The organism is Actinocorallia libanotica, assembly GCF_039525175.1.
Taxonomy (GTDB): Bacteria; Actinomycetota; Actinomycetes; order Streptosporangiales; family Streptosporangiaceae; genus Actinocorallia; species Actinocorallia libanotica.
Window position 1 is genome coordinate 1 of sequence record NZ_BAAAHH010000061.1, and the last position, 21,689, is coordinate 21,689.

18 protein-coding genes are annotated in these 21,689 nt (G+C 72.1%); 9 read left to right on the top strand and 9 right to left on the bottom strand.

Translation table 11 applies throughout. The features are described from left to right. Window positions 1-801: 801 nt before the first annotated feature. The 4 genes from ABD140_RS37465 to ABD140_RS37480 all read left to right on the top strand — a co-directional run bounded on the left by ABD140_RS37465 (window position 802) and on the right by ABD140_RS37480 (window position 3,474). The gene (locus tag ABD140_RS37465; protein WP_344247351.1) at window positions 802-1,032 is read left to right on the top strand and encodes a hypothetical protein; all 231 of its coding nucleotides are present in this window, start codon (window positions 802-804) and stop codon (window positions 1,030-1,032) included. Window positions 1,033-1,317: 285 nt separating this feature from the next. Then, window positions 1,318-2,031 carry a DNA alkylation repair protein gene (locus tag ABD140_RS37470; protein ID WP_344247353.1) on the top strand — a complete coding sequence of 238 codons (714 nt, stop codon included), beginning with the start codon at window positions 1,318-1,320 and terminating at the stop codon, window positions 2,029-2,031. After that, window positions 2,031-2,267 (top strand): hypothetical protein, encoded by a 237-nt coding sequence (locus ABD140_RS37475; protein ID WP_344247355.1) that lies wholly within the window; start codon window positions 2,031-2,033, stop codon window positions 2,265-2,267. The genes ABD140_RS37470 and ABD140_RS37475 overlap by 1 nt, the downstream gene beginning before the upstream one ends. 211 nt (window positions 2,268-2,478) lie before the next feature. Then, window positions 2,479-3,474 carry an aldo/keto reductase gene (locus ABD140_RS37480; protein ID WP_344247357.1) on the top strand — a complete coding sequence of 332 codons (996 nt, stop codon included), beginning with the start codon at window positions 2,479-2,481 and terminating at the stop codon, window positions 3,472-3,474. A 54-nt stretch (window positions 3,475-3,528) separates the two neighbouring features. Here the strand turns inward: ABD140_RS37480 and ABD140_RS37485 are convergent, their stop codons facing one another. After that, window positions 3,529-4,362: an alpha/beta fold hydrolase gene (locus ABD140_RS37485; protein ID WP_344247359.1), complete on the bottom strand. Its 834-nt coding sequence runs from the start codon at window positions 4,360-4,362 to the stop codon at window positions 3,529-3,531. Between the two features lie 108 nt (window positions 4,363-4,470). On the opposite strand from ABD140_RS37485, the gene ABD140_RS37490 reads away from it, so the two are divergent. Further along, a complete protein-coding gene (locus ABD140_RS37490; protein ID WP_344247361.1) occupies window positions 4,471-4,923 on the top strand; it encodes a MarR family winged helix-turn-helix transcriptional regulator in 453 nt (150 codons plus the stop codon). Between the two features lie 139 nt (window positions 4,924-5,062). Here ABD140_RS37490 and ABD140_RS37495 read toward each other — a convergent pair whose 3' ends face one another. The 6 genes from ABD140_RS37495 to ABD140_RS37520 all read right to left on the bottom strand — a co-directional run bounded on the left by ABD140_RS37495 (window position 5,063) and on the right by ABD140_RS37520 (window position 14,758). Beyond that, window positions 5,063-6,817, bottom strand: a complete 1,755-nt coding sequence (locus ABD140_RS37495) for an ABC transporter ATP-binding protein (RefSeq protein WP_344247363.1) — start codon at window positions 6,815-6,817, stop codon at window positions 5,063-5,065. Next, window positions 6,814-8,571: an ABC transporter transmembrane domain-containing protein gene (locus ABD140_RS37500; protein WP_344247365.1), complete on the bottom strand. Its 1,758-nt coding sequence runs from the start codon at window positions 8,569-8,571 to the stop codon at window positions 6,814-6,816. Before ABD140_RS37500 ends, ABD140_RS37495 begins: the two co-directional genes overlap by 4 nt. A gap of 154 nt (window positions 8,572-8,725) precedes the next feature. Continuing rightward, on the bottom strand, window positions 8,726-10,696 hold the full coding sequence (locus ABD140_RS37505; RefSeq protein WP_344247368.1) for an ABC transporter ATP-binding protein: 1,971 nt from the start codon (window positions 10,694-10,696) through the stop codon (window positions 8,726-8,728). Then, window positions 10,693-12,426, bottom strand: a complete 1,734-nt coding sequence (locus tag ABD140_RS37510; protein ID WP_344247370.1) for an ABC transporter ATP-binding protein — start codon at window positions 12,424-12,426, stop codon at window positions 10,693-10,695. The genes ABD140_RS37505 and ABD140_RS37510 overlap by 4 nt, the downstream gene beginning before the upstream one ends. 46 nt (window positions 12,427-12,472) lie before the next feature. Then, entirely contained in the window at window positions 12,473-13,066 is a 594-nt protein-coding gene (locus ABD140_RS37515; RefSeq protein WP_344247372.1) for a TetR/AcrR family transcriptional regulator, read from the bottom strand. A 99-nt stretch (window positions 13,067-13,165) separates the two neighbouring features. Then, window positions 13,166-14,758, bottom strand: a complete 1,593-nt coding sequence (locus tag ABD140_RS37520; protein WP_344247374.1) for an acyl-CoA synthetase — start codon at window positions 14,756-14,758, stop codon at window positions 13,166-13,168. A gap of 154 nt (window positions 14,759-14,912) precedes the next feature. Here ABD140_RS37520 and ABD140_RS37525 point away from each other — a divergent pair, with 154 nt between their 5' ends. Beyond that, window positions 14,913-15,158 (top strand): EF-hand domain-containing protein, encoded by a 246-nt coding sequence (locus ABD140_RS37525; RefSeq protein ID WP_344247376.1) that lies wholly within the window; start codon window positions 14,913-14,915, stop codon window positions 15,156-15,158. Between the two features lie 68 nt (window positions 15,159-15,226). Beyond that, complete coding sequence (locus ABD140_RS37530; protein WP_344247378.1) at window positions 15,227-15,835, top strand: hypothetical protein; 609 nt, start codon at window positions 15,227-15,229, stop codon at window positions 15,833-15,835. Here ABD140_RS37530 and ABD140_RS37535 read toward each other — a convergent pair. After that, complete coding sequence (locus tag ABD140_RS37535; protein ID WP_344247406.1) at window positions 15,757-19,188, bottom strand: bifunctional glycosyltransferase/CDP-glycerol:glycerophosphate glycerophosphotransferase; 3,432 nt, start codon at window positions 19,186-19,188, stop codon at window positions 15,757-15,759. The genes ABD140_RS37530 and ABD140_RS37535 overlap by 79 nt on opposite strands. A gap of 511 nt (window positions 19,189-19,699) precedes the next feature. On the opposite strand from ABD140_RS37535, the gene ABD140_RS37540 reads away from it, so the two are divergent. Further along, complete coding sequence (locus ABD140_RS37540) at window positions 19,700-19,834, top strand: hypothetical protein (protein ID WP_344247380.1); 135 nt, start codon at window positions 19,700-19,702, stop codon at window positions 19,832-19,834. 147 nt (window positions 19,835-19,981) lie between these two features. Then, window positions 19,982-21,205, top strand: a complete 1,224-nt coding sequence (locus ABD140_RS37545) for a PucR family transcriptional regulator (protein WP_344247382.1) — start codon at window positions 19,982-19,984, stop codon at window positions 21,203-21,205. Window positions 21,206-21,239: 34 nt separating this feature from the next. Here ABD140_RS37545 and ABD140_RS37550 read toward each other — a convergent pair whose 3' ends face one another. After that, window positions 21,240-21,659, bottom strand: a complete 420-nt coding sequence (locus ABD140_RS37550; protein WP_344247384.1) for a CoA-binding protein — start codon at window positions 21,657-21,659, stop codon at window positions 21,240-21,242. Window positions 21,660-21,689: the final 30 nt, after the last annotated feature.

The following is a 21,689-nucleotide window of genomic DNA, read 5'->3' on the forward strand; positions in this document are numbered from 1 at the left end:
CGACCCGCCATGACCACTCCTCCTCTTGGTCCTGCACGGCCACCTCTCTTCTTGGCTCGCCGACCGCTCCTTCTCTTGGGCCTCCACGGCCACCCCTCCTCTCGACCTGCCATGACCGCTCCTCTTCCCGGCCCGCTATGACCGCTCCTTCTTTTGGCTCTCCACGACCACCCCTCTTCCGACCCGCCATGAACAGGGCTTCGCTGGCTCCCGTCTTCCGCACGTCTCTCGACTCACGTCCTCCGCGCGTCTCCCGCCTCGCGCGGTTCTCTCGCACTTCCCGCTGGAACCCCGCATCCGTCCCCCTGCCGGGCGACTCCTCCCGTTCCTCTCGTCCAGATCCGCGGCCGTTTCTCCTCCCGCCCGGCCATATGGCCGCCCTTCTGCCATCCCAGGCCTTCTGCGCGTCTCCTGTCTTGAGCGGTTCCTTCGCTCCTCTCACCGGGCCATGCGGCTGCCTTTCCGCCAGACGACCTCTTCCGCGTATCTCTCGTCCTGCAATGCCCCCATTCCTCTCACCGGGGATCCACGGGACCGTCCTTCGCCCGGGAGCAATGGACATGTCTTTCACCTGGATCTCTGTGGTCGTCAGCCGGATCTCCGTGACCGCCCGTCCCGTTCTGAACCTTTGTGACCGCTTCGCTCCCCTCTGGGGAACGACGATCGAACTGCTCGTCGAGGACGATCGGCGTCCAGCTGTTCGTACTCGGCCTGGGGCGGGTGTTCCTACAGGACCGGAAACCCGGTAGGCGGCTTCTCACGGTGGAGAGCTGATGGACGTTCGTTCGTTTTGGAGGCTTGATGACCGATTTGCTCAGTGAACATGTCGCTCGTCTGGAGTCCGATGTGGTGGCTCTTGAGCGTTGCGTGGTCCGCCTTCAGGGACTGGCTCGTCGGCTTCGGGCCGATGAGGCCGCGCCGTCCTGGCTTCACGCGGCGCTCGATGCGCATCTGACCGCCTGCGTCGTCGCGCATGACGACCTCTCCTCGGCGGCCGCTCTGCTTCGCGTCCATGCGTCGGGTCCGGATTGACGTCCATGCGTCGGGTCCGGATTGAGTGGTGCCGACGCCGCGTGCCGAGTTTTTTCTGTGGCGACTTTCTTTTCCATGGCGCAGAACAGATAAGGACGCGGTTCCTCCCCGGAGAGCGGGCACTGTGATGTCGCCCGGATCCGCGGACTCCCGGACTCCCGGACTCCCGGGGGAGGAGATCGGGCTCGATGTGTGGGTGGTCTCGAACCGATGTCGGCCGGGTTTCACGGGTGACGCGGGGACAGGCGCTCGGATCGGTCGCGTGTCGCGTTATCGTCCCGGTGCATGACGGATGTCTCTCTCGAGCGGTTGCGGGCGGAGTTGCGGGAGCTGGCCGAGGCTCGGGTGCGTGTTCAGCTGGAGAGGGTGCTCTCGCCCGCGGAGGATGACGAGCTGCTCGGTGTGCGGGTGCCGGTGCTGCGCGGGCTGGCTCGGACTCATCGGGGGCTGGAGCTGGAGGAAGTGGACTCGCTGGTGCGCAGCGGGGTCCACGAGGAGCGGTTCGCGGGGCTGCTGATCCTGGCCGAGCGGGTGCGTACGGCCCGTGGCGCCGAGCGCGGAGCGCTGGTGGACTTCTACCTGGCGCGCACCGGGCGTGTGGACAACTGGGACCTGGTGGACGGTTCCGCGCCGGTCGTGCTGGGGCCCTGGCTTCTGGAGGAGGGGACGGACGTCCTGGGGCGGCTCGCCGGCTCGGCCTCCCTGTGGGAGCGGCGGATCGCGGTGGTCGCCACGTTGGCGCTGATCCGCGCCGGCCGCTACGAGCCGACGTTCGAGCTGGTGCTCGCGCTGCGCCGGGATCCGGAGCCGCTGATCCACAAAGCGCTGGGGTGGATGCTGCGGGAGATCGGCCGCCACGACGAGAAGGCGCTGGTCGACTTCCTCGACCGGCATGCCCCCGGGCTGCCGCGGATCACCGTCCGGCACGCGACCGAACGGCTGGACCCGCAAGAGCGGGCGCGGTTCGTCCGACCCCGCAGGGGGCGTTCTGCGGGCTGATGACGACCGGCTCCTCGACCTCCTGGGCACCTGCGGGGGTGATGGTGAACGGTTCCTCGACGTCCTGCGGGCGGCCCTGTGCGGGTGACGGTGACCGGCTCCTCGGCATCCTGCTGGGGGCGTTCTGCGAGGGTGGCGATGAACGGCTCCTCAACACCCTGCGGGCGCCCTGCGTGGGTGATGGCGACCGGCTCCTCGACCTCCTGCTGGGGGGCGTTCTGCGGGGGTGGCGGTGAACGACTCCTCAACATCCTGCGGGCGCCCTGTGCAGGTGACGGCGACCGGCTCCTCGACCTCCTGCTGGGGTGACGGCGAAGGACTGCTCGACGGTGGGAACGGCTTTCCCTCGGGTGGGTTTTCGGTGGGGAGCGGGGCTTTTGCGTGGCGGGCCGGGGAAAGTGCGGTCCGGGGCTGGAAGATCATGCGGCTTCGGGGTGTTGTGGGGGTATGGACTATGTGCAGCTGGGACGTACCGGGCTCAAGGTGAGTCGGCTGGTGCTCGGGACGATGAACTTCGGGCCGGAGACCAACGAGGCGGACAGCCACAAGATCATGGACGCGGCGCTGGACGCGGGCGTCAACTTCTTCGACACGGCCAACGTGTACGGGTGGGGGGAGAACAAGGGGCGGACCGAGGAGATCATCGGGACGTGGTTCGCGCAGGGCGGCGGGCGCCGGGACAAGACCGTGCTGGCCACCAAGGTGTACGGGAGCATGGGCGCCGACGGGAAGCCGTGGCCGAACGCCGACAAGCTCTCGGCGCTGAACATCCGGCGGGCGGCGGAGGAGTCCCTGCGGCGGCTCGGCACCGACCACATCGACGTCTACCAGTTCCACCACATCGACCGCGCCGCTCCGTGGGAGGAGATCTGGCAGGCGATGGACGTGCTGGTGCAGCAGGGGAAGGTGCTGTACGTCGGCTCGTCGAACTTCCCCGGCTGGGCGATCGCGCGGGCCAACGAGACGGCGGCGCGGCGCGGATCGCTCGGCCTGGTGAGCGAGCAGTGCCTGTACAACCTCTTCGAGCGGCGCGCCGAGATGGAGGTCATCCCGGCGGCCGAGGCGTACGGGCTCGGCGTCATCCCGTGGTCGCCGCTGCAGAGCGGCCTGCTCGGCGGAGTGCTGCGCAAGGAACGTGAGGGCGGCGGCGCCCGCTCGCTGTCCGAACGCAACCGGCAGCTCCTCTCCGACCCCGCGACCCGCGCGAAGATCGAGGCCTACGAGGAACTCTGCGCCGCCCACGGCCTGGAACCCGGCGAGGTGGGACTGGCCTGGCTCCTGACCCGCCCGGGCATCACCGGTCCCATCGTCGGCCCCCGCACCCTGGAGCAGTTGGAGTCGGGCCTGCGCGCCGCCGCCCTGGAACTCTCCCCGGAGGTCCTCGAGAAACTGGAGGAGATCTTCCCCGGCCCCGGCCCCTCCCCGGAGGCCTTCGCCTGGTGACGACCCGACCGGGTCCGCGGGGGCCCGGTCGGTTCCATCCGCCCCGGCCCGCCGTCAGGTGGCCGGGGCGTCGAGGACGTCGAGGAGTCGTGCGGCGTAGGCGCGGGGGTGGGTGGTGTTGCCGTTGTGGCCGCCGGGGAACTCGGCGAGCTCGGTGCCGAGGAGGGCGGCCAGTTGCTCGGCGCAGCGGCGGTCGAAGACGTCTCGCGGGGTGGTGCGGCCCGCCGCGGGGATGATCCGGGTGGTGGTGCCGGTCAGTTCGGACACCGGGAGGGCGTCGCCGATGACGGCGGTGAAGTCGTGTTCGAGGAAGAAGTCGAAGTTCGCGACGCGCCCGGGCGTCATGGGCTGGGGGGTCAGATCCGGTTCGGCGTCGGGCTGGGCGGTGTCGATGCCCAGCACCTCGGCGATGGCCTTGAACGCGGACGCCAGCCCTTCACTGCGGTAGATCTGCTGGATTTCGGCGAGCTCGTGTTCGTGGCGGATGCGTTCGGCCGCGGGCAGGAGCCGGGGGGCGACCGGCTCGTGGGCGATGAGGGTGTGGATCTGCGCGGGGTGTCGGACGGCCAGGTGCAGGCCGATGACGGCGCCCAGGCTGCAGCCGAGCATCGCCGCGGGTTCGTCGGTGAGTTCGGCGAGCAGGCGATGGACGTCGTCGGCGTGCTCGGCCATCGTCGCTCCGCGGCCGGGATCCTTCAGGGTGCTGCGAGAGAGGCCGCGCCGGTCGTAGGTGACGACGGTGCGGGTCGCGCAGAGAAGGTCGACCAGATCGGTGCTGCGACCGGCGTCGCCTTCACCGCTCTGGGAGATGAGCAGGACCGGGCCGGTGCCGCGGGTCTCGTAGTAGAGGGTGGCGCCGGGGACGGGCAGATGGCCGGTGGCGGGCATGGGGGGTCCTTTCGCGGTGACGGCCGAATGCCGTGTTCGCGACCGACCATAATCGATCAAGATAGATGTATCAATAAAGATGTATCTTTTCTGATGTATCTTGGTCCTGTGAATGGAATCGACCTGTTCCTCCTCGGGCGTACGCTGATGAAGATCGGTGAGGAGGCGCTGCCCACCGAAGGCCTGGCCGACCAGCCGGGCTCCGTTCGGACGGTACTGATCGTGGTCAGCGACGTCCGCGCGAACCCCGGCAGCGCGATCAGCGAGATCGTCACCCGTACGGGCCTGCCGCAGAGCGCCGTCTCGGCCGCGGTGGCCCGGCTCCGCGAGGCCGGAGCCGTCATCACCGAGCCCGATGCCCGCGACCGGCGGCGCGTCCTCATCCGGCCCGCACCCGAGATCTCCGCTCGGGTGGAGCAGGTCCGCGCGGTCTCCATCGACGCCGCTCTGGCCAAGGCCCTGGACACTTCCGACCCCGATCTGATCGCCGAGGTCGTCACCCTCCTGGAGGGTCTCGCGGCACGCCTCACCCCGCGGTCGCTCACCCGCCTGCGCGACTGACCCGTCGACCGCCGCTCCCGGGAATTCGCCCAAGGCGGATGCGCCGCCCGGCGAGGCCGCCGTCACCGGGGCCTGCGCGCCTGGTCGCTGCGCGGAGCCGCCGCCGCGCCCCTTCCGCCGGCTCAGTCGTGGCGAAGGGTCACACCAGGTGCGGTTCGGCTCCGCTCGACCACGCCTGCCAGAGCTCGGTGTACCGGCCGCCGAGGGCGAGGAGTTCGGTGTGGGTGCCCTGCTCCACCACGGTCCCCTCGTGGAGGACGAGGATCCGGTCGGCGGCCTCGGCCTGGGTGAGCCGGTGGGCGATGACGAGGGCGCCCCGGCCGTCCGAAGCGGCGAGCGCCGCCTTCTCCAGGTCGCGGGCTCCGGCGGAGCCGGCTTCGGCGGTCGCCTCGTCGAGGATGACGAACCAGGGGTCGGCGAGCACGACCCGGGCCAGCGCGATCTGCTGCGCCTGGGCGGGGGTGAGGGGCTGCCCGCCGTCGCCGATCCGGGTGTCGAGGCCGTCGGGGAGCGCGGCCGTCCAGCCGTCGGCGCCCACGGCCCGCAGCGCGGCGAGCAGCTGCGCGTCGTCCGGGTCGGTGACGGCCAGGGCGAGGGCGTCGCGCAGGGTCCCGGCGAAGACGTGGACGTCCTGGCTGACCAGGGCGACGCGGGTGCGGATGTCACCCGGGTGCAGCGTCTCGTAGGGGCGGCCGGCCAGCGAGACCGTGCCGCCGGTCGGGGTGAGGACGCCGCGGGCGATCGCGCCGAGCGTGGTCTTGCCCGCGCCGCTGGCGCCGACCAGGGCGATCCGCTCGCCGGGGGCGATGGTGAGGGAGGTCGTCGCCAGCACGGGGCGGCCGGGCGTGTAGGAGTGGCTGACGGAGTCGAGCACCAGCGGGCCCGGCTCGGTGGGGGCGGCCGCCTGCCGGGGGGGTCGCGGGATCCGGGTGACGCCCACGAGCCGGGCGAGGGCGGCGCCCGCCGACTGCAGCGTGTCGAAGACGGACAGCAGCGCGCCGATCGGGTTGAACAGCCGGTGGAAGTAGAGCGCCGCGGCGGTGACCGCGCCGATGGTCACCGCGTCGGCGCGCACCAGCAGGAACCCGGTGGCCAGCACCGCGCCGAGCCCGATGAGCTCGGCCCGGTTGGACCTGGCGAAGAAACGCGTCAGCAGCCGGAACACCGTGAGGCTCAGGTCCCTGGCCCGCGCCGAGCGCGCGTCGATGATCTCGGTCTGGCGGTCCTCGTGGCCCAGGGCACGCAGGGTCGCCGCGCCGTTCAGGCCGCCGACGAGCGACTCGGTCAGCTCGCCCTGGACGATGCGCTCCTCGCGGTAGAGCGGGCCCGAGCGGGGCAGGTACCAGCGCAGGCCCAGCACGTAGAAGGGCGCCGCGGCGAGCCCGGCGAGCCCGAGCCGCCAGTCGAGGGCGAACATGCCGGCCGCCGTGAACCCGATCATGACCACCGAGTTCGCCAGCAGGGGCACGATCTCGCCGAGGGAGTCGGCCACGGTGCCGGCGTCGTCGCCGACCCGGGAGACCAGGTCGCCGGTCCCGGCCGCCTCGAGCCGCTGGGCGTCGAGGTGGAGGGCGGTGTCCAGGACCTCCTCGCGCAGCTCGGCGAGGGCGGGTTCACCGGCGCGGGCCAGGAACGCGACCGAGGCGGCGGTGAAGAGGGCGCCCAGCACCGCGGACACGGCGATGGCGGCGGCGTACGGCGCGATCGACGCCTCCCCGGCGGCGACGGCGTCGACGATCCTGCCGAGCATCCACGGCGGCACCAGGGAGCACAGGCCGACCAGGACGAACGAGACCGCGGCGCCGGCCAGCGGCCCGCGGTGCCGGAGGGCGAGCGTCCGGGCGAACCGGGAGGTCTCGCGCCAGGACGCGATGGGCAGCAACTCGTGGGTCATCGCAGCACCAGCTCACGGTATTCAGGTTTCGCGACCAGGTCGCGGTGGGCGCCCTCGTCGGCGACCGCGCCGCCGCGGACGAGGAGGACGCGGTCGCACCGCGCCAGGAGGGCGGGCGAGCAGGTCACCAGCCAGGTGGTCAGCGCGGACCCGGTCCGGTGCCGCAGGTCGCGCACGCCGGCGGCGATCCGGTGCTCGGTGACGGCGTCGACGGCGGTGGTGGGGTCGTGCAGCACGAGGACCGGTGCCCGGGAGGCCAGGGCGCGGGCGAGCGCGACGCGCTGGCGCTGCCCGCCCGAGTACGAGGCGCCGCCGGAGGAGACGGGCCGGTCGGTCCCGCCGGAGTCGGGGTCGGCGACGTCGGCGGAGGCCGAGGCGGCCAGGACGGCGTCGAGCGCGTCGTCGTCGAGTGCGCCGGCCGGGTCGATGTTGTCGCGGAGCGTCCCCTCGAACAGGTCTACGTGGTGGGGGGCCACCACCAGGCGCGCGCGCCGCGCCTCGGTCGAGAGCTCGTCGAGCGGCACGCCGCCCAGCGTGATGGAGGCGGATCCGACGGCGAGGGCGTCCAGCAGCTCGCCCGCGCACGCGGGGTCCTCGAAGGCGAGGCCCAGCATCTCCCCGGGCCGGGAGAGCGCGCTCAGCCCCGCCAGGTGCCGTCCGTTCAGCCCGTCCAGCCGCAGTTCCGCCCCGTCCGGGGGCGGAGTGCGGGTCCCGGCCGCGACCAGGGGCGGGCCGGTGAGGTGGGTGAGGATGCGTCCGGCGGAGGCGTGGGCCTGTGCCGCCTGGGCGCCGATGCCGCCGACCGTCTCGATCGGCTCGGCGAGGTACTGGCTGAGGCCGACCACCGTCACGAGCCCGCCGACGGTGATCTCGCCGGACAGCGCGAGGTCGCCGGCGAGGAACGCGACGAGGGCCAGGAACGCCCCGCTCAGCAGGCTCGTCAGGCCGAGCATCGCGCCGTGGGTCTGCGCTCCCCGGATCCCGGCGATCCGCGCCCGGCGGCTGACCTCGCGGTAGCGGGCCGCCGCCCTGTCCTCGGCGCCGATGCCCTGCAGGACGCGGAGGCCGCGCACGAGGTCGACGGCGATGCCGGTCGCGTGCGCCGTCCCTGCCTGCTGGTCCCGGGCCCGCCGGGAGACCAGCGGGCCCAGCGCCTGGACCGCGGCCATGACGACGGGCACGCCGATGAGGACGACGAGCCCGAGCCCGGTGTGGAGGTCGAGCAGCACCCACGCGCTGAGCGCCAGCGACCCCGCCGCGGCCAGGCTGTAGCCCAGCGACCGCAGCGCGAACACCACGCTGTCGGTGTCGGAGGTGGCCAGGGAGAGCGTCTCGCCGGTGAGCGCGTCGGTGCGCACTCCCCGGGCGTCCAGGGCGCGCCGGGCGATCTCGGCGCGGATCCGGTGGCGTTCGCGCTGGATGACGCCGAAGCCCAGCCGGGCGCCGAAGCGGTAGGCGTAGGAGAGCACGCCGAAGAGCAGGACGAGGCCGCCGCCGCCCAGGGCGAGCTCCCGCCAGTCCGAGGTCGCCACCGCCCGGTCGATGATCAGGCCGATCATGACGGGCACGAGCGTCTCGCACAGCTGCCAGAGGGTGAGCAGCAGCAGGAAGCCCGCCATGCGCGCCTTGTTGCGGGTCACGCCCCGCAGGAGGAACCGCCAGGGCGTGGCGGGCACGGCCGCGTCGCCACGGTGCTCCGTGTCCGCCGCGTCGGCAGGGCGGCGTGCGAGTACCGCGGAGGGCGCTCCGCGCATGGTGTGACTCCTCTGACGGGGGAACGGGCAGGCCACGGTAGGGGACCGGGCAAGATCGGGAGACTATCCTGCCCGCCGGGAACCCGGGGGCGGCGGGTCGCCGACAGGAGGAGGCCGGGCCCGAAAGGGCCCGGCCTCCGGAGAGCGGGAGGGGTCAGGTGGTGATGGCCTCGGCGAACTGGGCGGCGTACAGGCGCTGGTAGGCGCCGTTCGCGGCGATCAGCTCCTCGTGGGTGCCCTGCTCCACGATGGTGCCGTGCTCCATGACGAGGATGAGGTCGGCGTCGCGGATGGTGGACAGGCGGTGGGCGATGACGAAGCTGGTGCGGCCCTGGCGGAGGCTGCGCATCGCCCGCTGGATGAGGACCTCGGTGCGGGTGTCGACCGAGCTGGTCGCCTCGTCCAGGATGAGGACGGCCGGCTCGGCCAGGAAGGCGCGGGCGATGGTGATGAGCTGCTTCTCGCCCGCGCTGACCGTGCCGCCCTCCTCGTCCAGGACGGTGTCGTAGCCCTCGGGCAGGGTGCGCACGAACGGGTCGACCTGGGTGGCCTTCGCCGCCTCGACGACCTGCTCGCGGGTGGCCCCGGCGTTGCCGTAGGCGATGTTCTCGGCGATGGTGCCGCCGAACAGCCAGGCGTCCTGCAGGACCATGCCGGTGCGCGAGCGCAGGTCGGCGCGGCGCATCTCGGCGATGTCCACCCCGTCCACGGTGATGCGGCCGCCGTCCAGCTCGTAGAAGCGCATGAGGAGGTTGACCAGCGTGGTCTTGCCGGCGCCGGTCGGGCCGACGATCGCCACGGTCTGGCCGGGCTCGACGGCCAGGGACAGGTCCTCGATGAGCGGCTCGTCCTCCTTGTAGGAGAAGTTCACGTGCTCGAAGGCGACACGGCCCTCGGTGCGCTCCAGCACGGCGGGCTCGGCCGGGTCCGGGCGCTGCTCCTCGGCGTCCAGCAGCGCGAAGACCCGCTCGGCCGACGCGATGCCCGACTGCACCAGGTTCGCCATGCTCGCGATCTGGCTGAGCGGCTGGGTGAACTGCCGCGAGTACTGGATGAACGCCTGCACGTCGCCCAGCGACAGCGACCCGCTGGCGACGCGCAGGCCGCCGATGACCGCGACCAGCACGTAGTTGATGTTGCCGATGAACATCATCGCGGGCTGGATCATCCCGGAGATGAACTGCGCCTTGAACGAGGCCTGGTAGAGGCTCTCGTTCTGCTCGGCGAACGTGTGCGCCGCCTCGTCCTTGCGGCCGAAGACCGTCACCAGCGTGTGCCCGGTGTACATCTCCTCGATGTGCGCGTTGAGCTTGCCGGTGCTGGCCCACTGCTGGATGAACTGCGGCTTGGACCGGCCGCCGATCTTCGCGGCGACGACCATCGACAGCGGCACCGTGACCAGCGCGACCAGCGCCAGCATCGGCGAGATCCAGAACATCATCGCCAGCACGCCGACGATGGTCAGCAGCGAGTTCGCCGCCATGCTCAGCGTCTGCTGCATGCTCTGCGACAGGTTGTCGATGTCGTTGGTGACCCGGCTGAGCACCTCGCCGCGCTGCTGCCGGTCGAAGTAGCTCAGCGGCAGCCGGGCGAGCTTGGCCTGCACCTGGGCGCGCAGCCGGTACATCGACTTCTGCACGACCGCGGTGGTCACCCGGCCCTGGATCACCGCGAGCACGCTCGCCACCAGGTAGACGGCGAGCGCGACGAGCAGCACCCGGCCGACCGCGCCGAAGTCGATGCCCTCCCCGGGGACGATGTCCATCGAGGAGATCATGTCGGCGAAGTCGTCGTCGCCCCGCTCGCGCAGTCCGGCGACGACCTGCTCCTTGGTGGCGCCCTCGGGCAGCTTCGAGGAGATGGCCCCGTTGAAGATGAGGTCGGTGGCCATGCCGAGGATCTTCGGCCCGGCGACGGTCAGCGCCACGCTCACCGCGGTCATCGTCAGCGCGAGGACGATCAGCGCGCGTTCCGGCCGGAGGCTGTTCAGCAGCCGCTTGGCCGAACCGGTGAAGTCCGCGGACTTCTCCAGGTTGGGTCCGGCCATCCAGGCGCCGGGCCCGGTGCGGGGCGGCCCGCCCGCGGCCGGTCCCCCGGATCCGCCGGGGCTCTTGGGCGTGGTCACGCGGCCTCCTGTTCGGTGAGCTGGGAGAGGACGATCTCCCGGTAGGTCTCGTTGCCGGCCATCAGCTCGTCGTGGGTGCCGGTCCCCACGACGCGGCCGTGGTCGAGGACCACGATCCGGTCGGCGTGGCGGATGGTGCTGACGCGCTGGGCCACGATGAGGACGGTGGCGTCGGCGGTCTCGGCGGCCAGGGCGGCGCGCAGCCGGGCGTCGGTGGTGTAGTCGAGGGCGGAGAAGGAGTCGTCGAAGAGGTAGATCTCCGGGCGGTGCACCAGGGCGCGCGCGATGGCCAGGCGCTGGCGCTGGCCGCCGGAGACGGTGGTGCCGCCCTGGGAGACGGGCGTGTCGAGCCCTTCGGGCATGCGCTCCACGAAGTCCTTCGCCTGGGCGATCTCCAGGGCGTGCCACAGCTCCTCGTCGGTCGCCTCGGGACGGCCGTAGCGCAGGTTGGAGGCGATGGTCCCGGAGAACAGGTAGGGCCGCTGGGGCACCAGCCCGATGAGGTCGGCGAGCCGGGACGGGTCGAGTTCCCGCACGTCCACGCCGTTGACGAGGACGCCGCCGCCGGTGGCGTCGAACAGCCGCGGCACGAGGTTGACCAGGGTGGTCTTGCCGCTGCCGGTCGACCCGATGATCGCGACGGTCTCGCCGGGCCGGGCGGCCAGGCTCACCCCGTGCAGCACCGGCTCCTCGGCGCCGGGGTAGCCGAACTCCACGTCCCGCAGCTCCAGGGTGCCGTGCCCGGTGGTCTCGGTGACGGGCTCGGCCGGGGGAGCGACGCTGGACTCGGTGTCCAGCACCTCCTGGATGCGCTCGGCGCAGACCGAGGCGCGGGGCGCCATCATGAACATGAACGTCGCCATCATCACGCTCATCAGCGTCTGCATCAGGTAGCTGATGAACGCGGTGAGCGCGCCGATCTCCATGCCGCCGTCGGCGATGCGGTGCCCGCCGAACCACAGGACCGCCACGCTGGCGACGTTCACCACGCCCAGCACCAGCGGGAAGATGAGGCTCATGAAGTTGCCCGCGCGCCGGGAGACGTCCATCAGCTCGACGTTCGCGCGGTCGAAGCGCTCGGTCTCCTGCTCGTCGCGGACGAACGCGCGCACCACGCGGACGCCGGTGATCTGCTCGCGCAGGATGCGGTTGAGCTGGTCGAGCCGCTCCTGGATGGTGCGGAACAGCGGGTGCATCCGCGACAGCGCGTAGGCGACGGCGCCCGACAGCAGCGGCAGGATGATCAGGAGCAGGGAGGTCAGCGGCACGTCCTGGCGCAGCGCCATGATCACGCTGCCGACCGCCATGATCGGCGCGGTCACCGCGATGGTCATCGCCATCACGACGAGCATCTGCACCTGCTGCACGTCGTTGGTGGTGCGGGTGATGAGCGAGGGGGTGCCGAACTGGCCGACCTCGCGGGTGGAGAAGCGCTGCACCCGGGCGAACAGCGCCGAGCGCAGGTCGCGGCCGAGCGCCCCGGAGGTGCGGGCGGCGAAGTAGATCGCGCCGACGGAGCACAGGACCTGGCCCACGGAGACCGCGAGCATGACCCCGCCGAGCCGCAGGATGGTGCCGGTCTCGCCGGTGACCACTCCGTCGTCGATGATGTCGGCGTTCAGGGTGGGCAGGTAGAGCATGCCCAGGGTGGCGAGGAACTGCAGCCCCACCAGCAGGGACAGGTCCCGGTGGTAGGGCCGCAGGTACTCGCGGACGAGTCTGATCAGCAAGGGTGGCTCGCTAGGGGTGGTGGGGGACCGGCGGGGCCGGTCCGTGTCAGCGGTGGTCGTGGGCGGACGCGACGGGGGCGACGTGCAGCAGTCCCTCCCGCAGCGCGTCCAGGAGCGGGCGGCCGGTGTGCTGCTCGTGTTCGAGCCAGTGCTGGGTGGCGATCCGGACGGCGGTGCCCAGGGAGGCCGCCAGCAGGGTGGGGAACATGTCGCGTTCGGGGTCGAGCCCGCAGCGTTCGGCGATGGCCTCCACCAGGGGCTGGGACATCGCCTTGTGGCTCTTGAGGAACTCCCCGTGCAGCCCCCGGTCGCAGAAGATCATGCGCATGATCCGCCAGTCCGGGGACCCCTGCTCCGCGTGGTGCTCGAGCACGGCCCGGACGCAGGCCTCGGCCAGCGGCTCCTGGGGGGGCCGCGCCCTCAGCCGCTCCCCCAGCTCCCGGTTGCGGGCGACGGGGATGGCGCAGATCGCCGCCTCCCGGCTGGAGAAGTAGTTGTTGTAGGTGCGGGGGGAGACGCCGGCCGCGGCGGCGATGTCCTCCACCCGCACGTTCTCCGGTCCGTGCTCCAGGGCGAGGTCGACCGCGGCGCGGCTCAGCGCCTGCCGCGTCGCCTCCTTCTTGCGCTCCCTGAGGTTCACGCAGGCGACGGTATGCGCTTCCTGCGTGCCACGCAATCTTTTATTCGGAGAAAAACTGCGCAGCGCGCAATTTTAAGCGCGCCGCGCTCCCGCGGCCCCTCAGCCGAGCTCCGCCGCGGTCCGCTTGGCCCAGGGGTAGTCGGCCTTGCCCGACGGCGTGCGGCGCACCTCGTCCACCACGTGGATCCGCTTGGGGATCTTGTATCCGGCGATGACCTCGCGGCAGTGCCCGCGCAGCTCCTCCTCGTCCACCGGGCCGCTGACCGAGACCACCGCGGTCACCCGCTGCCCCAGCCGCTCGTCGGGCACCCCCACGACCAGCGCGTCGTAGACGGCCGGGTGCGACTTCAGCGCGCCCTCGACCTCCTCGACGTACACCTTCTCCCCGCCGGTGTTGACCACGGTCGAGCCCCGGCCGAGCAGGACCATGTTCCCCTCGGCGTCGACGCGCATCATGTCGCCCTGCAACGACCACCGGACGCCGTCCGCGTCGGTCACGAACGTCGCCGCGGTCTTCACCGGGTCGTTCCAGTAGCCGATCGGGATGCGTCCGGAGCGGGCGAAGACCCCGATCTCGTCCGAGCCCGGCTCGATCCGGCGCAGCTTCTCGTCCAGCACCGCGGCGTCGGGCTGGGGCATGAAGCGCGGCGTCCCGTCCGGGCCCGGTTCGACGGCCCGCGCGGCGGTGCCCGTCTCCGAACCGCCGATCGGGTCGAGGACCGTCATCAGCGAAGGCAGCGCCCGCTGCAGCCGCTCCTTCACGTCGGGGGAGGTGACCGAGCCGCCGGTGGCCACGACGAGCAGGGAGGACAGGTCGTAGGCGCCGGGGTTGGCCTCCAGGAAGTCGGCGATCGGCCGGGCCATGGTGTCGCCGATCGTGGTCATCACCTGCGCGCCCTCCCGCGCGGCGACCTCCAGGATCCCGGCGGCCGAGAAGCTCGGCTCCGACCACAGCACCAGCTTCGAGCCGGAGGTCAGGGCCGCCCAGGACACCCAGATGCCCGCGGCGTGCATGAGCGGCGCGTTGCACATGATGGTGAGCCCGCCCGCCAGGGCGTTCTCACCCGCCTGCTCGGGCCGCTGGATCGGCTCGCCGACCATGTTGCCGCCGCCCATGCCCTGGAAGAACATGTCCTCGCTGCGCCACATGACGCCTTTGGGCAGGCCGGTGGTGCCGCCGGTGTAGAGCAGAAAGAGGTCGTCTCCGGAGCGCTCGGCGGGCACCCGCGCGGGCGAGGCGGCGGCCAGCGCCTCCTCGTACGCCGCCCCTCCGGGCACCTCCTCCTCGCTCCCGTCCTCGAGCACCAGCACGGAGCGCAGTTCGGGCAGCCGGTCGCGGGCGTCGCCGAGCCGCGACAGAGGGCCGCGCTCGCCGACCACCGCGGCGCTGCCCGAGTCGCCGATCACATGGGCGAGCTCGCCCGCGGTGTAGCGGTAGTTGACGTTCACCGGAGCCGCCCGCAGCTTGAAGGCGGCGATCTGGGCCTCCAGCCATTCGGCGCGGTTGACCGACAGGATCGACACCCGGTCTCCGGGCCCGACTCCCGCCTCGGCCAGGACCGCGGCGACCCGGTTGGCCCGCGCGTCGAGCTCGGCGTAGGTCAGGCGGGTGTCGCCCGCGACCAGGGCGAGCCGGTCGGGCACGGCGTCGGCGACGATCTCGAACAGGTCGGCGAGGTTGAAGGACGGCATCTTTGGGATCCTTCCGACGGGGAGACCAACCTAACCCGCGCCCTTTCGCTGAGGTAAGTCCTTGCTTATAGCGTTTTGGCGGTCCGGTCGGCGGGCCGGAGGAGGGCCGGCGGCGGTGAGGACCCCTGCGCCGGGAACGCCGCACGCTAAGTTGGTGGCAAGTGTCGGGAAGCGGAAGAGGGATGCTCGGATGGTGCTGAGTGAGGAGAAGGCCAGGGAGCTGTTCCCCGTGGTGGACACCAACGGGGACGGGCTGATCTCCCCGGCGGAGCTGGCGCGGCTGTACGAGCGCAACGGGACGCCGATCACGTCCGAGGAGATGGATCGGATCTTCGCCAAGGCCGACGCCGACGACGACGGGCTGATCTCGCTGGAGGAGTTCGTGGTCTTCCTCGGCTGAGGGCGGCCGGCTTCAAGGACGGGTAAACCTTCGGCGTCGCCCCTTGGTCACCCGGTGTGAGCATCGGCATGATCTCCCCCGAGAGGGGGGCGATGCGCCGGATCGGGGTGGGGGCGATCGTGGCGGCCGGGCTGGCCGCCGCGCTGCTGGACGTCGTGCTGTGCCTCGTCCTGCTGGGCGACGTGATGCGGGCGGAGGGAGTGGGGCTCCTCGCCTGGATGGCGACGCTCGTGTTGTCGGGGTGCTTCCTGGTGGCGGTCGCCATCGTCCTGCTGCACTGCGCCGCCGACTGGGGCTGGTGCCGGCCGGGCTGGGGCTTCGGGCTGCTCTACCTGCTGGTGGTGGTCGAGGAGTTGCGGGACCGCGGCGGCGCCTACGGCTCGCCGCTGCCGATGATCATCGTCTTCGCCTATCTGACGACGATCCCGTTCCAGTTCGCCGTCTGGGCGCGCCGGACCGCGGCGCGCCCGGCGCGGGCGGAGCGGAGGCGGCCGCCTCTTCAATGGCGCCCGCCGCCGCTTCCCCACCTGCGCGGGCGCCTCCGGTGGCCGCTCCCGGTGCGCCGGACGCTCGCCCGCCTCGCCGGAGGCGCGGACGCTCAGCAGAGCAGGTCGGCCGCCCTGGCCGAGGAGAGCCCGTCGGCGCGGGGATGGAACTCGGTGGCGAACCGCCGGTAGGCCGGGGCGTGCTCCGCCGCCACCGCGTCCAGGTCCTGCAACGCCGCCAGCACCTCCTCGGAGGTCTCCAGCAGCGGCCCCGGCGCGCGCTCGGCGAAGTCGAAGTAGAAGCCGCGCAACCGGTCGCGGTACGCCTCCAGGTCGTAGGTGAAGAAGAGCATCGGGCGGCCCGTGCCCGCGAAGTCGAACATCGCCGAGGAGTAGTCGGTGATGAGGACGTCGGCGACCAGGTACAGGTCGGTGATGTCCGGGTAGGCCGTGACGTTGCGGACGAAGTCCCCGTAGGACGGGTCGTACAGGTCGTCGGCGATGAGGTGGTGGCCGCGGACGAGGAACACGTGGTCGTGCCCCAGCTCCTTGCGCGCCCGCAGCAGGTCCAGCCGCTGGTCGAACCGGTAGCGGCCCCCGGCGTAGAACCGGTCGTCCCGCCAGGTCGGCGCGTACAGGACGACGCGCTTGCCCTCGGGCAGGCCCAGCCGGGCCCGGACGAGCGCCGCGCGTTCGGCGGCGCCGGGCGAGTGCAGCAGGTCGTTGCGCGGGTAGCCGGTCTCCAGGATCTCGCCGCCGAACCGGAACGCGCCGCGCAGGATCGGCGTGCTGAAGGGGTTGGGCGAGAGCATCAGGTCCCACTTGGCCACGTCGCGCTCCAGGTGGTCGAGGTAGCCGCTGCCGCTGGCGAACCGCACCTGGCCGATGTCGAAGCCGATCTTCTTCAGCGGGGTGCCGTGCCAGGTCTGGAGGTAGACCTGCCCCTCGCGCTTGACGTAGGAGGCGGGCATGTCGTCGTTGGCGACGACGTACTTCGAGCGCGCCAGCGCCCGGTAGTAGTCGCGGCTCCACTGCCGCACGACGGTCGCCCCCTCGGGCGCGGCGATCGAGGTGTCCCGCACCACCCAGACGTGCTCGCGGTCGTCGCCGCGCCGGCGCAGCTCGTCGGCGATGGCGCGCGGGTTGTCGGAGCACTGCTTGCCCTTCCAGCTGACGAAGACCAGCTGGTCGCGCATCCGCAGGTCGCGGTGCAGGGGGTAGAAGCGCTCCTGGAGGACGCGCTGGGCGTAGGCGCCGCGCTCGTCCGGCCGGGAGTCGGCGGAGACCTCGATGACCGGGGTGTCGAACTGGGAGCACAGGAACCGCATGCGCTTGCCGCCGAGGACGACGGGCTTCTCGGCGAGGCTCGGCAGGTGGCCGTGGTCGAACTTGGTGTAGATCAGCCGGTCCTCGTGCGGCGCGTCCTCCCGCACGGTGATGTCCCAGGTGCCGTCCAGCAGCGGCGCGCGGCGGCCGAACGCCTCGGCCTCGCGCGGCGCCAGCCGCACCTCGAACCGGTCGCCGTCCTGGGTGAAGGGGAAGGTGTGCAGGTCGCCGGTGCCGCGACGGCGCAGCACCGTCACCAGCTCGCCGGGGCCCAGGTAGGTGCCGCGCAGCACCAGCACGCCGTCCTCGGTCCACTCCTCGGTCTCGATGACGGGCCGGAAGGTGCGTTCGGCGATCGAGAGGTTGCCGTCGCGGGTGTGCAGCACCGCCACTTCGCGCGCCCGGTAGGGGTAGCGCCGCTCGGGAAGCCGGTCGGTGACCGCGACGCGGACCGGTTCCCCGCCGTCCAGCCGCAGCCAGGTCTCCCAGGAGACGTAGTCGCCGGTGCTCTCGGTGTCGATGAGCAGGTCCAGCGGTATCCGCGCCGAGCAGGCGCGGCCGGAGACCTCGGCGGGCAGCGTGTGGGTGGTCGCACCCTGCTTGACCAGCAGTTGGGCCTGCTCGGCGGGCGCGGTGAGCCGCGTTGTCAGCTCCAGCCCGTCGCCGTCGAAGCGGAAATCCGTGGCGATGGTGCGCAGGGGCAGGACTGAGACGCACAGCTGGTCGCCCGACCAGCGGGTCACCATGCGGGTGTCGCCGTCCAGCTCGGCGTACGGGGGGCGCTGCGGGCGGCCGCGCACCGGGACGGTCAGCGGGGCCGAGCGCACCAGGCCGTGGCCGCGCACCACCACGTGGCAGCGCCACTCGCCCTTCAACCGTCGGGGGTCGATCTCGCAGGAGAACCCGGCCCAGTCGTAGACATAGCGGTCCTGACCGGAGCGGGCCGTGGCGTCGGGGTGCAGTTCGCCGCGCATCCGGACGAGCTTCGGCAGCCTCCCGGGAGCGCGCAGCACCAGGACCTTGGACGTGCGGCGGCGGTCGTCCAGGCTCCGGTAGGGCACGTAGGCGCGTCCGGCGAGCCGGAGCCGCCCGTCCTGCCAAGCGACCTCGTCTACGCGGGTGACGGGCCGGGTCTCGTCGGCGGCGAGTCGGAATACCCGGGACGGGATGGTCGGGTCGTCGCGGAACGGCAGGTCGGCGTACAGGCGCAGCCTCTCCCGGACGACGGGCAGCGCGCCGGGCTTGAGGGCGCGTTCCCAGGCCAGCAGGTCCAGCAGCGCGTCCATGCGGCGGGCGCGGGTGAGGTGGAAGCCGAGCTTCTGCATCGCGGGCAGCCCCCGGTAGGCGCGGGCGGGGATCCGTTCCAGGTAGGCGTTGACACGGTCCAAGAACAGCTCGCGGTAGTCGTCTCCGACGCGGTGCAGCTCCTTGAAGTACAGCGGGAGGTCGTTGCTGAGCGCCTTGCGGTGGTGGGCGCGGCACAACCTGCGGGGCGCGTGCTCGGCGAGGAAGGCGTCGATGTCGAGCAGCGCCGAGACACGGTCGCGCAGGTTGTCGGGCATGTCGCGCCGCTGGGTGATGGAGGGGTTGCCGCCGGACCGCTCCCGCCACAGGTAGATCGGCTCGGTGACGACGTCGACCCGGCGGGCCAGGCAGTGCAGCCGGACGGCCAGCCGGATGTCCTCGTACAGGACGCCCTCGGGGAAGCTCAGCCCGTGCTCGTCCCACAGGCTCCGGCGGATGACCTTGTTCCACATCGTCACGTCGTAGAGCAGGCTCGGCGTGCGGCTGATGTGGGTGCCCAGGCGCTTGTCGGTGATGGCGCGGGCGTGCAGGGCCGAGGGCTTGGTGCCGTAGGAGCCCATGCGCCGCACCCCGCCGGAGACCACGTCGGAGCCGGTGCGCTCCAGCGTGCGGAGCATGAGGTCGTAGGCGTCGGGCGGGACGACGTCGTCGCCGTCGGCGAAGGCCAGGAAGGAGCCGCGGGCGAGGGCCACGCCGGCGTTGCGGGCCGCCCCGGGCCCGGCGTGCTCGCGCCGGAGCAGGACGAAGCGCTCGTCCCGCGCCGTCCACGCCTCGGCGACGCGCGCGCCCTCGTCGGTGGAGCCGTCGTCGACCATGACCACCTCCAGGTCCGTCACGGTCTGGGCGGCGAGGGAGGACAGGCAGGCGTCCAGGTATTCGGCCACGTTGTGGAAGGGGACGACGACGCTCAGCATGGGCACAGGGAGGACACCTCTCGTCACGGGCACGCCAGGGAAGGAGAGGCGGTGAGACGAGGGGTGGGAACAGGCAGGGCCTGCTGCTGACCGCTTTACCGCGATCCTAAGCGGGGGCCGCGCCCGGATGAAGGATGAACGAAATCTCGGTTCCGTTGCGTTTTGCCCGACGGAGGCGACCCCCGATCGCGCCGCCATGGCGCGCGCACCAGACCCGCGCCGAAGGGAGCCTCCCGGCGCACGCGACGTGGCGCTGACCGGTAACGGTCACACCGCGGAGGCCCTCGGCCGGGCGGCCGGAGCGGTGGGATGGCTCTTCTCCTGTGATCACCCCGATCCCGGGGCGACCCGGAAGACGGTGGGAGAGCCCCCGGCGGACGCCGCCGTCGTACGGCACGAACGATTCCCCGACTCCCTGCGGGATTTCCACCGGAACGCGGACTCGTCCTGACGGCCAAGGTCAGCCGCGCCGCGGTGCGCTCGCCGGCGGCGGATCGCACTCGTTTTCCTGGTGTTCGCCGAGCGGTTCGGCACCGCGGCGGACGGCACCGAGCGGAGCGCCGGCGCCGCGGCGATGCGCGCGGTCGACGCGGTGCGCCGGGACGGTCGCTGGGTTTTGTCGGGGATTGACCGGCTCGACCGTTGAGAGAGGGGTGTGACATAAGTCGCGCGATAAACGCTTCACCTCCCCAGGCTGGATATGCCCGGCGCTCTGTTGAACCATGAACACGATGTGAAAGAGCTGCTCTAGGACAGAGAGGGGGCCCGGAGCGTGGGCCTGCTCCAGGGAATCTTGGACTACGAGACCCACCGGAGAGCCCTGGACGATCTCGTACGGCACTACCGGCCGCAACTGTCGCAGATCGCCAGGGAAGGGGTGGCCGCCATCGAGGAGAGCATCCCCGACTACGTGCGGCCGCACGACCCCAGATACGCCGAGGTCGTGGAGAAGGCCGTCGAGTACGCCGTCGGCCACTGGTTCGACATGGTGGCCGATCCGGCACTGGAGTCCGACGAGGTCATCGCCTTCTTCCGCGAGCTGGGCGTCGGCGAGGCCAGGGAGGGCCGCAGCCTGGAGACCTGGCAGCGGTCGGCGCGGATCGGCACCAGCGCCGCCATCGCCTACATCACCCGCCGCAACCGCGACCTGCCGCTGGAGGTGCCGGGCGAGCTCGTCGGCCAGATCACCGCGTCGGTCCTGGCCTACATCGACCGGCTCGCCGAGGCGGTGGCCGAAGGGCACACCGAGGCCAGCGCCCGCGAGGTCGGCGAGTACCAGGGCAGGCGCCGCAGGCTGCTGGAACTGCTCCTCGCCGGTCCCGGACCGGACATGAAGGAGATCCGCGACCTGGCCGCCAGGTCCGAATGGACGATGCCGCAGACGATCGCCGTCGTCGCGCTGCGCGAGCGCGAGGACGTGCCCGCGCGCCGCCCGGCGCTGCCCTCGGAGGTGCTGGTCGGGCTGCACCTGAGCGAGCCCTGCCTGGTCGTCCCCGACCCCGAGGGGCCGGGCCGGCGCCGGATGCTGGAGAACGGGCTGCGCGAGTGGACCGCGGTCGTCGGCCCCACCGTCCCGCCCGCCGAGGCCGCCCGCTCCCTGGACTGGGCGAGGCGGGGGCTGGACCTGGCGCGCCGCGGCCTCATCGGCGGCGACGGCCCGATCCTGGCGGTCGAGAACCTGCCGTCCCTGATGATCCTGGACCGGTCGGACCTGCTGTGCCAGGTGGCCGAGCGCCGCCTCGGGCCGCTGCTGGAACTGCGCCCGCGCCAGCGCCGCGTGCTGGCCGAGACCCTGCTGGCCTGCCTGGAGTCGGGCTTCAACGCCACCGAGGTCGCCCAGCGGCTGCACATGCACGCGCAGACCATCCGCTACCGGGTGCGGCAGCTGGAGGGCCTGCTCGGCGAGGGCATCTATGCCCCGGCGAGCCGCCTGGAACTGCACATGGTGCTGCACGGCTGGCTCGCCCTGCACCCCGAGGCGGCCGAGGAGCAGGCCGGGCCGGTGCGCACGGGATGACGCGCGGGCCCCGCCGCACGCACTCGACTCACGTTCAGCGGCGGTGGCGCAGCGACCACTCCACGGCCGGACAGCGGTCCATGACCACGTCCAGGCCGGCCGCCAGCGCCCGTTCCGCCGCGGCCTCGTCGATCACGTCGAGCGGCAGCCACACGCCCTTGGCGCCGACCCGGATCGCCTCGTCGACGACCTCGCCCGCGGCCTCGGCGCGCCGGTAGACACCGACGACGTCGATGGGCACCGGCACCTCGGCCAGGCTCGCGTACGCCTGCTCGCCCAGCACCGGGGCGCGGTCCGGGTGCACCGGGACGATCTTCTTGCCGCGCTCCTGGAGCAGCCGCGCCTGGTCGTAGACGGTACGGGTGGGATTGGCGCTCAATCCGACGAACGCCCAGGTCTGTGAGTCCCACAACATCCGCCGGACCACCGTCTGGTCCGCGAAGCGCTCGTCCACCGTCGCCCTCCTCACATCCCGCCCGACACG